The organism is Streptomyces sp. NPDC055103, from assembly GCF_053607625.1.
This window is the reverse complement of sequence record NZ_JBSGTX010000041.1, coordinates 1-12,950: the sequence shown is the minus strand read 5'-3', so window position 1 is coordinate 12,950 and position 12,950 is coordinate 1. Positions and strand designations below refer to the sequence as shown.

The following is a 12,950-nucleotide window of genomic DNA, read 5'->3' as shown; positions in this document are numbered from 1 at the left end:
GTTCCGCCAAACGGCCCCCGCCGCGACGCCCCGCCCCTACCCTGAGGGCAGCGCCGGTGGGGGCCGGTGCTGTTCAGGGGTCGAGACCTGCCGGGTACGGCGCCGTGAGCGGGGTAACAGTCAACGCACGGCGGCGGCCGCGCGACCGACGGACCCGCCTCCGGCGCCGTGCCCGCGCCGGTCCTTTCCTCTCCACTTGGGGGTGTCCGTGGCACGTATCCGGGTCCTGGTGGTGGACGACCACCGCATCTTCGCCGAGTCTCTGGCCGCCGCTCTCGCGGCCGAGCCCGACGTCGACGTCTCCGCCGCCGGCAGCGGACCGGCCGCCTTGCGCTGCCTGGACCGCGCGGTCGCGGAGGGGCGCAGGTTCGACGTGCTGCTCGTCGACGCCGAGCTGGGAGCGGGTCCCGCCGGGGCCGCCGCGGCGCCGGACCACGCGGAGCCCGCGGTCGACGGGATCTCCCTGGTCGCGGGCGTGCGCCGGGCCCAGCCCGCCGTCCGTACCGTCGTCCTCGCCGAGAAGGACGACCCGCGCAGGGCGGCGCTCGCGCTCCAGGCCGGGGCCTCGGGATGGGTGGCGAAGGACTGCTCGCTCCAGCGTCTCCTGGCCGTGGTCCGGGGTGTGTTGCGGGACGAGACGCATCTGCCTCCCGCACTGCTCACGGGTGTCCTGCGGGAGCTGACGGCGGCCCGCAAGCACCGGACGGACAGCGAGCGTCTCGTGGAGTCGCTGACCCCGCGCGAGCGGGAGGTGCTGCGCTGCATGGTCGCGGGGCTGGGCCGCAAGGCGGTCGCCGAGCGGCTCTTCCTCTCCCCGCACACCGTCCGTACGCATATGCAGAACGTGCTGGGGAAGCTGGGCGTCCACTCGACGCTCGCGGCGGTGGCGCTGGCCCGCCGCGCGGGTGTCGGCCCGGCGGCGCTGGACGCGCCGGCTCCGCAGGACGCGGACGGGCTATCCGGGGACGTTGTCGAACGGGGCGGTCAGCCGGCGTAGTAGCGCGGCCAGTTCACCGCGCTGGGCGCGGGAGAGCTGGGCGAGGATGGCGCGCTCCTGGGCGAGGAGTCCGGCGAGCGCCTCGTCGGCGCGGTCGCGGCCCTCGGGGGTGAGCCTGACGAGGACCCCGCGCCGGTCGCTGGGGTCGGGGAGCCGCTCGACCAGGCCCTTCTTGGTGAGCCGGTCGATGCGGTTGGTCATGGTGCCGGAGGTGACCAGGGTCTGGGTCAGGAGCTGGCCGGGGGAGAGCTGGTAGGGCACGCCGGCCCGGCGGAGCGAGGTGAGGACGTCGAATTCCCAGGGCTCCAGCTGGTGCTCGGAGAAGGCGAGCCGACGGGCGCGGTCGAGGTGACGGGCGAGCCGTGAGACGCGGCTGAGCACCTCGAGCGGTTCCACGTCGAGGTCGGGGCGCTCGCGGCGCCATGCTGCGACCAGTCGGTCGACCTCGTCCTCCATGACGATCAGTGTAGTGGGTCTGTTGATATTAAGTCTCTTGTGTTCGAGTTTCTCGATATCAAGAATCTTGATTACGAGATATATTTCCCTCTCGGGTGGGGAAGGGACCGGGCCGGAACACCATTCCGCTTCGGTCACTCGTTCCAGCAAGGGGGCTTCGAACATGCATTCCGTGGAATCCGCCGCACCAACCTGGGATCCGCAGCAGTACCTCCGCCACTCCGGCCACCGCACCCGGCCCTTCCTCGACCTGCTCGCCCGAATACCGCACCTGCCGGCCCAGAACCGGCCGGCCCGCATCGCCGACCTCGGCTGCGGCCCGGGAAACGTGACGGCACTCCTCGCCGACCGCTGGACCGACGCCCACATCACCGGCTTCGACCTGTCCCCCGACATGCTGGAGCGCGCCGAGAAGGACTGGTCCGGCACCACCCGGGGCGGCGGCTGGCTCGACTTCCGGCCCGCCGACGCCGCGCACTGGACCCCCACCGAGCCCTACGACCTGATCGTCTCCAACGCGGCCCTCCAGTGGGTCCCCAACCACCCCGAGTCCTTCGCCGCGTGGATCGACGGCCTCCGCCCCGGCGGCACCCTCGCCTTCCAGGTCCCCGGCAACTTCACCTCGCCCAGCCACGCCCTGCTCGGCGAGCTCTGCGACACCCCCGAGTGGCGCGCCCGCCTCGGCGACCAGGGCCGCCGCTTCGTCCACATCCTCGACGCGGCCGACTACCTCACCCGGCTCACCGACCTCGGCTGCGAGACCGAGGTCTGGGAGACCACGTACAGCCGGCTGCTGGAGGGCGAGGACCCCGTCCTCGACTGGGTGATGGGCACGGCGCTGCGGCCCGTCCTCACGACCCTGGGCGACGACCACGAGGCGATCGACGCGTTCCTCGCGCAGTACCGCGCCCGGCTCCGCCAGGCCTACCCGCCGGGCCCGCACGGCACGGTCTTCCCCTTCCGCCGCGTCTTCGCCGTCGCCCGCAAGCCGGCGTGAGGGCGACCGCGCACGTGAGTGGCTCAACGCACGGGCGCCCCGCACCGGAGAACGGTGCGGGGCGCCCTGTGTGAGTCGGTTCTCGCGGTGCCGGTCAGTTCTTGCGGTGCCCTATCAAGCGCGGCTTCTGCTCCAGGCCGTCAAGGCCGTGCCACGCCAGGTTCACCAGGTGCGCCGCGACCTCCGCCTTGCCCGGCTTGCGCACGTCCAGCCACCACTGGCCCGTCAGCGCCACACTGCCCACCAGCGCCTGCGCGTACAGCGGGGCGAGCTTCGGGTCGAAGCCGCGGTTCTTGAACTCCATGCCGAGGATGTCCTCGACCTGCGTGGCGATGTCGCTGATCAGCGAGGCGAACGTGCCCGTCGACTGCGCCACCGGCGAATCCCGCACCAGGATCCGGAAACCGTCCGTGTACTTCTCGATGTAGTCGAGCAGCGCGAACGCCGCCTGCTCCAGGAGCTCCCGCGGGTGGCCCGCGGTCAGCGCGCCCGTCACACCCTCCAGGAGCTGCCGCATCTCCCGGTCGACGACGACCGCGTACAGCCCCTCCTTGCCGCCGAAGTGCTCGTACACCACCGGCTTGGACACCCCGGCCTTCGCCGCGATCTCCTCCACCGACGTGCCCTCGAAGCCCTTCTCGGCGAACAGCGTGCGGCCGATGTCGAGGAGCTGCTCCCGGCGCTCCGCGCCCGTCATCCTCACCCGGCGGCCTCGCCGGGGCTTCGGCTCGCCCCTGTCACTGCCGGTGCTGCCGGTGCTGCCGGTACCGCTGGTACTGCCCTCGATCGCCACGTCTTCCATCATGCCGCTTCTGCGGACGAGCTCTGCCGCCGGGCTTCGATGCGTTCCTTCGCCGGCCAGCGCACGTCCGACGCCCAGCCCGCCAGCTCGAACCAGCGGATCAGCCGCGCGCTGGAGTCCACCTGGCCGCGCAGCACCCCGTGCCGGGCCGACGTCGGGTCCGCGTGGTGCAGGTTGTGCCAGGACTCGCCGCAGGACAGCACCGCGAGCCACCACACGTTGCCCGAGCGGTCACGCGACTTGAACGGGCGCTTGCCCACCGCGTGGCAGATCGAGTTGATCGACCACGTCACGTGGTGCAGCAGCGCCACCCGGATCAGCGAGCCCCAGAAGAACGCGGTGAACGCGCCCCACCACGACATCGTCACCAGACCGCCCACCAGCGGCGGGATCGCGAGCGACAGGATCGTGAAGGAGAGGAAGTGCCGGGAGATCCCCCGGATCGCCGGGTCCTTGATCAGATCCGGGGCGTACTTGTGCTGCGGGGTGCGCTCCTCGTCGAACATCCAGCCGATGTGCGCCCACCACAGGCCCTTCATCAGCGCCGGGACCGTCTCCCCGAAGCGCCACGGCGAGTGCGGGTCGCCCTCCGCGTCCGAGAACTTGTGGTGCTTGCGATGGTCCGCCACCCAGCGCACCAGCGGACCCTCCACGGCCAGCGACCCCATGACCGCCAGCGCGATCCGCAGCGGCCGCTTCGCCTTGAAGGAACCGTGCGTGAAGTAGCGGTGGAAACCGATCGTGATCCCGTGGCAGCCGATGTAGTACATCGCCACCATCAGCCCGAGATCCAGCCAGCTCACCCCCCAGCCCCAGGCCAGCGGCACCGCCGCGAGCAGCGCGACGAAGGGCACCGCGATGAACAGCCCCAGGGTGATCTGCTCGACCGACCCCTTGCTGTCACCGCCCAGGGTCGCGGAGGGCAGGGCCGTGGCGCCGGCGGGCGCCTCGGGTGCCTCGGGTGCCGAGGTCACCTCGGGGCTGATGGTCATGGGTGTCCCCTGGGGGTGAGGGTGAGGGTGAAAGGTCATCGGGAAATACGGAAACCCGCGCCGTGGCTACGCCTCCGTAACCTACGGCGTCGTAAGTATGGCAGCGCCGTGACGCGCGGCAAGGGGGCACGAGAGGGGCGTTGGCCACGCCGCCGCGGCGGACACCTATCCTGGGTCCGTCGGACAGCGCGGTCCGCAAGCCTCCAGTACCCCTCCAGACGTGCTCAAACACTGCAAGGAGCCGCACCTGTGAGCAGTGCCGACCAGACCCCCACCGCCAGCGCCGAGCTGCGCGCCGACATCCGCCGACTGGGCGATCTCCTCGGCGAGACCCTCGTCCGCCAGGAGGGCCACGAGCTCCTCGACCTCGTCGAGAAGGTCCGCCGCCTCACCCGCGAGGACGGCGAGGCCGCCGCCGAGCTGCTCCGCGGCGTCGAGCTGGAGACCGCCGCGAAGCTCGTACGCGCCTTCTCCACCTACTTCCACCTGGCAAACGTCACCGAGCAGGTCCACCGCGGCCGCGAGATGCGCGAGAAGCGCGCCGCCGAGGGCGGCCTCCTCGCCCGCACCGCCGACATGCTCAAGGACGGCGACCCGCAGCACGTGGCCGAGACGGTCAAGAACCTCAACGTGCGACCGGTCTTCACCGCGCACCCCACCGAGGCCGCCCGCCGCTCCGTCCTCAACAAGCTGCGCCGCATCGGCGCCCTCCTGGAGACCCCGGTCATCGAGGCCGACCGGCGCCGCCACGACCTGCGGCTCGCCGAGAACATCGACCTCATCTGGCAGACCGACGAGCTCCGGGTCGTCCGCCCCGAGCCCGCCGACGAGGCCCGCAACGCCATCTACTACCTCGACGAGCTGCACGCCGGCGCCGTCGGCGACGTCCTGGAGGACCTCGCCGCCGAGCTGGAGCGCGTCGGAGTCGAACTGCCCGCCGGCACGCGCCCGCTGACCTTCGGCACCTGGATCGGCGGCGACCGCGACGGCAACCCCAACGTCACCCCGCAGGTGACCCGGGACATCCTGATCCTCCAGCACGAGCACGGCATCACCGACGCCCTCGAACTCGTCGACTACCTGCGCGGACTCCTCTCCAACTCCATCCGCTACGCCGGAGCCACCCAGGAACTCCTGGACTCCCTCCAGCGCGACCTGGAGCTCCTCCCGGAGATCAGCCCCCGCTACAAGCGCCTCAACGCCGAGGAGCCGTACCGGCTCAAGGCCACCTGCATCCGGCAGAAGCTCGTCAACACCCGCGAGCGCCTCGCCTCCGGCACCCCGCACCAGGACGGCCGCGACTACCTCGGCACCGCCGAGCTGATCCACGACCTCACCCTCGTGCAGACCTCCCTGCGCGAGCACCGCGGCGGCCTCTTCGCCGACGGCCGGATGGACCGCACCATCCGCACCCTGTCGGCCTTCGGCCTCCAGCTCGCCACCATGGACGTCCGCGAGCACGCCGACGCCCACCACCACGCCCTCGGCCAGCTCTTCGACCGCCTCGGCGAGGAGTCCTGGCGGTACGTGGACATGCCCCGCGACTACCGGCAGAAGCTGCTCGCCAAGGAGCTGCGCTCGCGCCGCCCGCTCGCCCCGACCCCGGCCCCGCTGGACGCCGCGGGCGAGAAGACCCTCGGCGTCTTCCACACCATCAAGGAGGCCTTCGAGCGCTTCGGCCCGGAGGTCATCGAGTCGTACATCATCTCGATGTGCCAGGGCGCCGACGACGTCTTCGCCGCGGCCGTCCTCGCCCGCGAGGCCGGTCTCCTCGACCTGCACGCCGGCTGGGCCAAGATCGGCATCGTGCCGCTCCTGGAGACCACCGACGAGCTCAAGGCCGCCGACGTCATCCTCAACGACATGCTGGCCGACCCCTCCTACCGGCGCCTCGTCTCGCTCCGCGGCGACGTCCAGGAGGTCATGCTCGGCTACTCGGACTCCTCGAAGTTCGGCGGCATCACCACCAGCCAGTGGGAGATCCACCGCGCCCAGCGTCGCCTCCGCGACGTCGCCCACCGCTACGGGGTACGGCTCCGCCTCTTCCACGGCCGCGGCGGCACCGTCGGCCGCGGCGGCGGCCCCTCGCACGACGCGATCCTCGCGCAGCCCTGGGGCACCCTGGAGGGCGAGATCAAGGTGACCGAGCAGGGCGAGGTCATCTCCGACAAGTACCTGATCCCGTCCCTCGCCCGCGAGAACCTCGAACTGACCGTCGCCGCCACGCTCCAGGCCTCCGCCCTGCACACGGCGCCCCGCCAGTCCGACGAGGCCCTCGCCCGCTGGGACGCGGCCATGGACACCGTCTCCGACGCCGCCCACACCGCGTACCGCAAGCTCGTCGAGGACCCGGACCTGCCGACGTACTTCCTCGCCTCGACCCCGGTCGACCAGCTCGCCGACCTGCACCTGGGCTCGCGGCCTTCCCGCCGCCCCGGCTCGGGCGTCTCCCTCGACGGCCTCCGCGCCATCCCGTGGGTCTTCGGCTGGACCCAGTCCCGCCAGATCGTCCCCGGCTGGTACGGCGTCGGCTCGGGCCTCAAGGCCCTGCGCGAGGCCGGTCTCGACGCGGTCCTCGGCGAGATGTACGGGAACTGGCACTTCTTCCGCAACTTCCTCTCCAACGTCGAGATGACGCTCGCGAAGACCGACCTGCGGATCGCCCGCCACTACGTCGACACCCTCGTCCCCGACGAGCTGAAGCACGTCTTCGATGCCATCGAGGCCGAGCACGCACTGACGGTCGCCGAGGTCCTCAAGGTCACCGGCGGCGAGAAGCTCCTCGACTCCAACCCGGTCCTCCAGCAGACCTTCGCCATCCGCGACGCCTACCTGGACCCGATCTCCTACCTCCAGGTCGCCCTCCTCGCCCGCCAGCGCGCGGCCGCCGAGCGCGGCGAGGACCCGGACCCGCTGCTCGCACGGGCCCTGCTCCTCACGGTGAACGGTGTCGCGGCGGGCCTGCGCAACACCGGCTGACCCGCCCTCCGCTCGTGACAGTGCCCCCGCCGGATTCCGGCGGGGGCACTGTCACGCGTGCGGGGTGCGTCAGCCCTGCTGCGCCTTGCGGCGGCGGGTCACGAGGAACGCGCCGGCACCCGCGAGGGCCACGGCCACGGCGGCGAGAACGCCGACCGGAGCGCTGGAGCCGGTCTCGGCGAGGTCGCCCTCACCCTTGGTGTCGGTGCCACCGGTACCGGCGGTCGCGCCGGCCGGGGTGGTGGCCGACGGGGACTCGGTGCCGCCCGGGGTCTCCGAGGGGGAGCTCGTCGGGGCGACGCTCTCGCTCGGGGTACCGGAGGGGGTGCCCGACGGGGTGCCCGAGGTGGTCTCCGACGGGGTCTCGGAGGGGGTGCCGGACGGGGTGCCCGTCGGCGTCTCGGTCGGGGTGCCGGACGGGGTGCCCGTCGGCGTCTTGGTCGGGGTGGTGCTCGCGGGGCAGGTGTGCGAGAGGTTGAAGAAGCCCTGCGAGACCACGCCGTTGACCTCGGCCACGGCCGAGGTCAGCTCGGCGCCCGGCTCGGAGGCCACGTAGGCGTGGTCGCCCTTCGGCGGACCGAAGTCGGTGATGACGATGGGGGCGCCGTCGTCGAAGGTCACCGTCAGCTTGGTGAACTCCACGGGGTCCTTGCCGCCACCGGGGATGAGGAAGTGCCAGCCGTCCTTGTCGGACGGGATGGTCTTGCACTCGCCCTTCTGGAAGCCGGCGGCGGTGATCGGGGTGGCCTGGTGCAGCGGCAGCTTGTAGACGCCCGGGCCGTCCGATGCGGAGGCCGCCGGAGCCAGGACGAGGGAGCCCGCAACGGCGGCGACCAGCGCGCCGGCGGATATCAGGGAGCGTCGCATGTGCAGTCGTCCATCTGTGGGATGTGGGATGCCGTGGGAGGTGGCGGGGGCAGCCTATCTATCGCTTTAAGTCAGCCTTAACCCAGAGGTCCATAACGATCGCGCCACGAACCGCCCGAATCCGGTCAGAGCGTCAGGAAAGCAGCCACCAAAAGCAGTCCACCCGCCCCCGCGAGCCCCCACGCCGTCCGCGTCATCCGCAGACCGCCGCCGATCACGGGCGCCGCGAGCAGCAGCGCACCGCCCAGCGGCAGCCACGCGTGCAACCCGCCGCCCCAGCCCGTCCGTACGGCCTCGTCCGTGCCCGGCTTCACCACCACCGGGATCGTCGCACCCTTCTGCGCCGCGACGGAGGCCTCGATCGTCAGCGTCCGCCGGGGTGATGACGGGTCCTCGGACGCGTACGCACCGCTGCACGTGTCCTCCGTGCAGCCGGTCACCGTCAACATCCCGTGCTCACGGCCCTTGCCGAGCAGGACGTGCTGGGCGGAGTCCCACGACGCCCACGCACCCCCCACGACGAGGAGCAGGGTGACCAGGACCATGGCGGCGTTACGGACGTGCGTCATGACCCGCGATCGTACAGTCGTACGTTCCCGGGGCCAGGGGGCCCCGATGCCCCCTACGAGTTGTACGCGGACTGCGCCCGCTCCAGACCCTCCGCGACCAGGCACTCCACCGAGTCCGCCGCCCGGTCGACGAACCAGTCGAGGTCCTTGCGCTCCGTCGACGAGAAGTCCTTCAGGACGAAGTCCGCGACCTGCATCCGGCCCGGCGGACGCCCGATCCCGCACCGCACCCGGTGGTACCCGGGACCCATCGCCTTCGTCATCGACTTCAGACCGTTGTGCCCGTTGTCGCCGCCGCCGATCTTCAGCCGCAGCACCGAGTAGTCGATGTCCAGCTCGTCGTGGATCGCCACGATGTGCGCCGTCGGCACCTTGTAGAAGTCGCGCAGCGCCGTCACCGGGCCGCCCGACAGGTTCATGTACGACATCGGCTTCGCGAGGATCACCCGGCGGTTCTCAGGCCCGGGGGGACCCATCCGGCCCTCGACGACCTGCGCCTGGGCCTTCTGCGCCCGCTTGAACGAGCCACGGATCCGCTCGGCCAGCAGGTCCACGACCATGAAGCCGATGTTGTGGCGGTTGGCCGCGTACTCGGGCCCGGGGTTGCCGAGGCCGACGATCAGCCAGGGGGCGTTGGCGGCGTCGTCCGTCATCGCGTCAGGTCTCCTCGTGAGGATGCGGGAACAGAGAAACGGGGTGACAGGCCGTACGGCCCGTCACCCCGTCACGTCAGGCAGAGCCTACGGCTCAGGCCTCGGCGCCCTCGGCCTCGGCGGACGGCTCCTCGGCCTGGGCGGCCAGGACCTGGAGGACGACGGCGTCGGCGTCGGTCACCAGGGTCGAGCCGGCCGGGAGGGTGATGTCCTTGGCGAGGACGGAGGCACCGGCCTCCAGGCCCTCCACGGAGACCGTGACGGCCTCGGGGAGGTGGGTGGCCTCGGCCTCGACGGAGAGGGTGCTGAGCACGTGCTCCAGCAGGTTGCCACCGGCGGCGAGCTCGCCCTCGGCCTGCACGGGGATCTCGACGGTGACCTTCTCGCCGCGCTTGACCAGGATCAGGTCGACGTGGACGAGCGAGCCCTTGATGGCGTCACGCTGGACGGCCTTCGGGATCGCCAGCTCGGTGGCGCCACCCTCGATGTCCAGGGAGAGCAGGACGTTCGGCGTACGCAGCGCCAGGCCGAGCTCGTGGGCCGGAAGGGAGATGTGAACCGGGTCCGTGCCGTGGCCGTAGAGGACCGTGGGGACCAGGGCGGCGCGGCGGAGCTGACGGGAGGCGCCCTTACCGAAATCGGTACGGACGGCAGCGGCGAGCTTGACCTCGGACATGTGGCACTCCTCGTAGATGGTGACGAAAAACGTGGTCACCCGGCCACGACTGGCGATGGCCTGCTACGAAGAGCGCGTCGATAACGGACCGCCGTGACCCTGTACATCCGTACGGGTACGGCCTCCCTCGCCGAGCAACTACGGCAGTCTACCCGCCACCGCCGAAGCGCCCAAATGGATCAGTCCCGGGCCCCGATCCCCGGGCGGCGGACATACGGAAGGGCCGCTTCCCCCGGCGGGGGAAACGGCCCTTCCGTCATGCCGTGCTACTGACTCAGTGCTCCTCGAAGAGGCTCGTCACCGAACCGTCCTCGAAGACCTCGCGCACCGCGCGGGCGATCGTCGGCGCGATCGACAGGACCGTGATCTTGTCGAGCTCAAGGGCGCCGGGAACCGGCAGCGTGTCCGTGAAGACGAACTCGCTGACCTTGGAGTTCTTCAGACGGTCGGCAGCCGGGCCCGACAGGATGCCGTGCGTGGCCGTCACGATGACGTCCTCGGCACCGTGCGCGAACAGGGCGTCCGCGGCGGCGCAGATCGTGCCACCGGTGTCGACCATGTCGTCCACCAGGACGCAGACACGGCCCTTCACGTCACCGACGACCTCGTGCACGGTGACCTGGTTGGCGACGTCCTTGTCACGGCGCTTGTGCACGATCGCCAGCGGCGCGTCCAGACGGTCGCACCAGCGGTCGGCGACCCGTACGCGGCCGGCGTCCGGGGAGACGATCGTCAGCTTCGCGCGGTCGACCTTCGCGCCCACGTAGTCCGCGAGCACCGGCAGCGCCGACAGGTGGTCCACCGGGCCGTCGAAGAAGCCCTGGATCTGGTCGGTGTGCAGGTCCACGGTCAGGATGCGGTCCGCACCCGCCGTCTTCAGCAGGTCCGCGACCAGGCGGGCCGAGATCGGCTCGCGACCGCGGTGCTTCTTGTCCTGACGGGCGTAGCCGTACGACGGGATGATCACGGTGATGCTGCGGGCCGAGGCCCGCTTCAGCGCATCGATCATGATCAGCTGCTCCATGATCCACTTGTTGATCGGAGCCGTGTGGCTCTGGATCAGGAAGCAGTCCGCGCCGCGGGCCGACTCCTGGAAGCGGACGTAGATCTCACCGTTGGCGAAGTCGAACGCCTTGGTGGGAACGAGACCGACGCCCAGCTGGTGCGCGACCTCCTCGGCCAGCTCGGGGTGGGCGCGGCCGGAGAAGAGCATCAGCTTCTTCTCGCCGGTCGTCTTGATCCCGGTCACAGCACTGTCTCCTCAGACGTGTTCTCTGGTCGCGGCCCCACGCCCTGCGGGCGCGTGTGCGAACCAGCCGAATTTGTGTGCACGTATCACGGTACGCCGAGTTCGACGCACCTGTTTCCGGTCAGCTTTCGCTCGCGGACTCCTCCGAGGCGACCTGGGCGGCCTGCGCGGCGGCGCTGCCGGGACGCTTGCGGGCCACCCAACCCTCGATATTCCGCTGCTGGCCCCGGGCCACGGCCAGTGCACCGGCCGGGACGTCCTTCGTGATCACGGACCCGGCGGCGGTGTAGACCCCGTCCCCGATGGTGATGGGAGCCACAAACATGTTGTCCGAGCCCGTACGGCAGTGGGAGCCGATCGTGGTGTGGTGCTTGGCCTCGCCGTCGTAGTTCACGAAGACGCTCGCGGCGCCGATGTTCGTGTACTCGCCGATGGTGGCATCGCCGACGTACGACAGGTGGGGGACCTTGGTGCCCTCGCCGATCGTCGCGTTCTTCATCTCGACGTACGCGCCGGCCTTGGCCTTCGCGCCGAGGTCCGTGCCCGGACGGAGGTACGCGTACGGGCCCACGGAGGCGCCCTCGCCGACGACGGCGGTGTCGGCGACGGTGTTGTCCACCCGCGCCCCGCGACCGACCCGGGTGTCCTTCAGCCGGCTGTTCGGACCGACGACGGCGTCCTCGGCGATGTGCGTGGCGCCGAGCAGCTGCGTACCGGGCAGGACGACGGCGTCGGCCTCGAAGGTCACGGTCACGTCGATGAACACGGAGGCGGGGTCGACGACGGTGACACCGCCCAGCATGGCCGCGTGGAGGAGCCGCTGGTTCAGCAGCGCACGCGCCTCCGCGAGCTGCACGCGGTTGTTGATCCCGAGGATCTCGCGGTGGTCACCGGCGACGGAGGCACCGACGCGGTGGCCGGCCTCGCGCAGGATCGACAGGACGTCGGTGAGGTACTCCTCGCCCTGGCTGTTGTCCGTCCGCACCTGACCGAGCGCCTCGGCCAGCAGCTTCCCGTCGAACGCGAACACCCCGGAGTTGATCTCGCGGATGGCGAGCTGCTCGGCGGAGGCGTCCTTGTGCTCGACGATCGCGGTGACGGCGTTGTCGGCGTCCCGCACGATCCGGCCGTAGCCGGTGGAGTCCGGCACCTCGGCGGTCAGCACGGTCACGGCGTTGCCGTCGGCGGCGTGGGTGCCGGCGAGCGCCCGCAGGGTCTCTCCGGACAGCAGCGGGGTGTCACCGCAGACGACCACGACGGTCCCGTCGGGTGCGGTGCCCAGCTCCTCCAGCGCCATGCGCACGGCGTGCCCGGTGCCGTTCTGCTCCTCCTGCACGGCGGTCCGGGTCCCGGCGTAGTGCGCCTCCAGGTGACCCTTCACCTGCTCGCGCGCGTGCCCGACGACCACGACGAGGTGCTCGGGCTCCAGCTCCCGGGCGGCGGACACGACGTGCCCGACGAGCGAACGTCCGGCGATCTCGTGCAGGACCTTGGGGGTCTTCGACTTCATGCGGGTGCCCTCACCCGCTGCGAGGACGACGACGGCTGCCGGGCGATTGGCGCTCACGGGACTGCCCTTCGGCTTTGGGTGGTGGACGCACGAAGGATACCGGGGGGCAGGGCCCCGGACATGAGCGCGGGTCCCGACCGTGACGGTCGGGGCCCGCGGCTGGGGGCTCCCGGAGAAGGATTCGAACCCACAATAAATGGACC

12 protein-coding genes are annotated in these 12,950 nt (G+C 71.1%); 3 read left to right on the top strand and 9 right to left on the bottom strand.

Annotated elements, in window-relative coordinates:
* The first annotated feature begins 208 nt into the window (after nucleotides 1-208).
* Complete coding sequence (locus ACWFR1_RS24455) at nucleotides 209-997, top strand: LuxR C-terminal-related transcriptional regulator (protein ID WP_453554516.1); 789 nt, start codon at nucleotides 209-211, stop codon at nucleotides 995-997.
* Here the strand turns inward: ACWFR1_RS24455 and ACWFR1_RS24450 are convergent.
* Complete coding sequence (locus ACWFR1_RS24450; RefSeq protein WP_453554514.1) at nucleotides 956-1,453, bottom strand: MarR family winged helix-turn-helix transcriptional regulator; 498 nt, start codon at nucleotides 1,451-1,453, stop codon at nucleotides 956-958. The two genes, ACWFR1_RS24455 and ACWFR1_RS24450, sit on opposite strands and share 42 nt — an antisense overlap.
* Before the next feature lie 163 nt (nucleotides 1,454-1,616).
* Between ACWFR1_RS24450 and ACWFR1_RS24445 the strand changes: the two genes are divergently transcribed.
* Complete coding sequence (locus tag ACWFR1_RS24445; protein ID WP_453554512.1) at nucleotides 1,617-2,450, top strand: trans-aconitate 2-methyltransferase; 834 nt, start codon at nucleotides 1,617-1,619, stop codon at nucleotides 2,448-2,450.
* A gap of 94 nt (nucleotides 2,451-2,544) precedes the next feature.
* Here the strand turns inward: ACWFR1_RS24445 and ACWFR1_RS24440 are convergent, their stop codons facing one another.
* A complete protein-coding gene (locus ACWFR1_RS24440) occupies nucleotides 2,545-3,255 on the bottom strand; it encodes a TetR/AcrR family transcriptional regulator (RefSeq protein ID WP_453554510.1) in 711 nt (236 codons plus the stop codon).
* Entirely contained in the window at nucleotides 3,252-4,244 is a 993-nt protein-coding gene (locus ACWFR1_RS24435; RefSeq protein ID WP_453554508.1) for an acyl-CoA desaturase, read from the bottom strand. Before ACWFR1_RS24435 ends, ACWFR1_RS24440 begins: the two co-directional genes overlap by 4 nt.
* 249 nt (nucleotides 4,245-4,493) lie before the next feature.
* Here ACWFR1_RS24435 and ppc point away from each other — a divergent pair, with 249 nt between their 5' ends.
* Nucleotides 4,494-7,223, top strand: coding sequence for a phosphoenolpyruvate carboxylase (gene ppc / locus ACWFR1_RS24430; protein ID WP_453554506.1), 2,730 nt, complete (start codon nucleotides 4,494-4,496; stop codon nucleotides 7,221-7,223).
* A gap of 69 nt (nucleotides 7,224-7,292) precedes the next feature.
* Here the strand turns inward: ppc and ACWFR1_RS24425 are convergent, their stop codons facing one another.
* The 6 genes from ACWFR1_RS24425 to glmU all read right to left on the bottom strand — a co-directional run bounded on the left by ACWFR1_RS24425 (nucleotide 7,293) and on the right by glmU (nucleotide 12,804).
* Nucleotides 7,293-8,090, bottom strand: coding sequence for an LPXTG cell wall anchor domain-containing protein (locus ACWFR1_RS24425; RefSeq protein WP_453554504.1), 798 nt, complete (start codon nucleotides 8,088-8,090; stop codon nucleotides 7,293-7,295).
* A gap of 125 nt (nucleotides 8,091-8,215) precedes the next feature.
* Nucleotides 8,216-8,659 carry a hypothetical protein gene (locus tag ACWFR1_RS24420; protein ID WP_453554502.1) on the bottom strand — a complete coding sequence of 148 codons (444 nt, stop codon included), beginning with the start codon at nucleotides 8,657-8,659 and terminating at the stop codon, nucleotides 8,216-8,218.
* 53 nt (nucleotides 8,660-8,712) lie between these two features.
* Nucleotides 8,713-9,312, bottom strand: a complete 600-nt coding sequence (gene pth, locus ACWFR1_RS24415) for an aminoacyl-tRNA hydrolase (protein WP_453554500.1) — start codon at nucleotides 9,310-9,312, stop codon at nucleotides 8,713-8,715.
* A gap of 94 nt (nucleotides 9,313-9,406) precedes the next feature.
* Nucleotides 9,407-9,988 (bottom strand): 50S ribosomal protein L25/general stress protein Ctc, encoded by a 582-nt coding sequence (locus ACWFR1_RS24410; protein WP_453554498.1) that lies wholly within the window; start codon nucleotides 9,986-9,988, stop codon nucleotides 9,407-9,409.
* 274 nt (nucleotides 9,989-10,262) lie between these two features.
* The gene (locus ACWFR1_RS24405; protein ID WP_141302919.1) at nucleotides 10,263-11,237 is read right to left on the bottom strand and encodes a ribose-phosphate diphosphokinase; all 975 of its coding nucleotides are present in this window, start codon (nucleotides 11,235-11,237) and stop codon (nucleotides 10,263-10,265) included.
* Nucleotides 11,238-11,358: 121 nt separating this feature from the next.
* The gene (gene glmU / locus ACWFR1_RS24400) at nucleotides 11,359-12,804 is read right to left on the bottom strand and encodes a bifunctional UDP-N-acetylglucosamine diphosphorylase/glucosamine-1-phosphate N-acetyltransferase GlmU (protein ID WP_453554495.1); all 1,446 of its coding nucleotides are present in this window, start codon (nucleotides 12,802-12,804) and stop codon (nucleotides 11,359-11,361) included.
* Nucleotides 12,805-12,950 lie beyond the last annotated feature (146 nt).

What these genes read in the sequence shown, in the direction of transcription:
- ACWFR1_RS24435 (WP_453554508.1), bottom strand. Translation starts at nt 4,244, where the DNA reads ATGACCATCAGCCCCGAGGTGACCTCGGCACCCGAGGCACCCGAGGCG.
- ACWFR1_RS24410 (WP_453554498.1), bottom strand. Translation starts at nt 9,988, where the DNA reads ATGTCCGAGGTCAAGCTCGCCGCTGCCGTCCGTACCGATTTCGGTAAG.
- ACWFR1_RS24445 (WP_453554512.1), top strand. Translation starts at nt 1,617, where the DNA reads ATGCATTCCGTGGAATCCGCCGCACCAACCTGGGATCCGCAGCAGTAC.
- ACWFR1_RS24440 (WP_453554510.1), bottom strand. Translation starts at nt 3,255, where the DNA reads ATGATGGAAGACGTGGCGATCGAGGGCAGTACCAGCGGTACCGGCAGC.
- ACWFR1_RS24450 (WP_453554514.1), bottom strand. Translation starts at nt 1,453, where the DNA reads ATGGAGGACGAGGTCGACCGACTGGTCGCAGCATGGCGCCGCGAGCGC.
- ACWFR1_RS24425 (WP_453554504.1), bottom strand. Translation starts at nt 8,090, where the DNA reads ATGCGACGCTCCCTGATATCCGCCGGCGCGCTGGTCGCCGCCGTTGCG.
- ACWFR1_RS24420 (WP_453554502.1), bottom strand. Translation starts at nt 8,659, where the DNA reads ATGACGCACGTCCGTAACGCCGCCATGGTCCTGGTCACCCTGCTCCTC.
- pth (WP_453554500.1), bottom strand. Translation starts at nt 9,312, where the DNA reads ATGACGGACGACGCCGCCAACGCCCCCTGGCTGATCGTCGGCCTCGGC.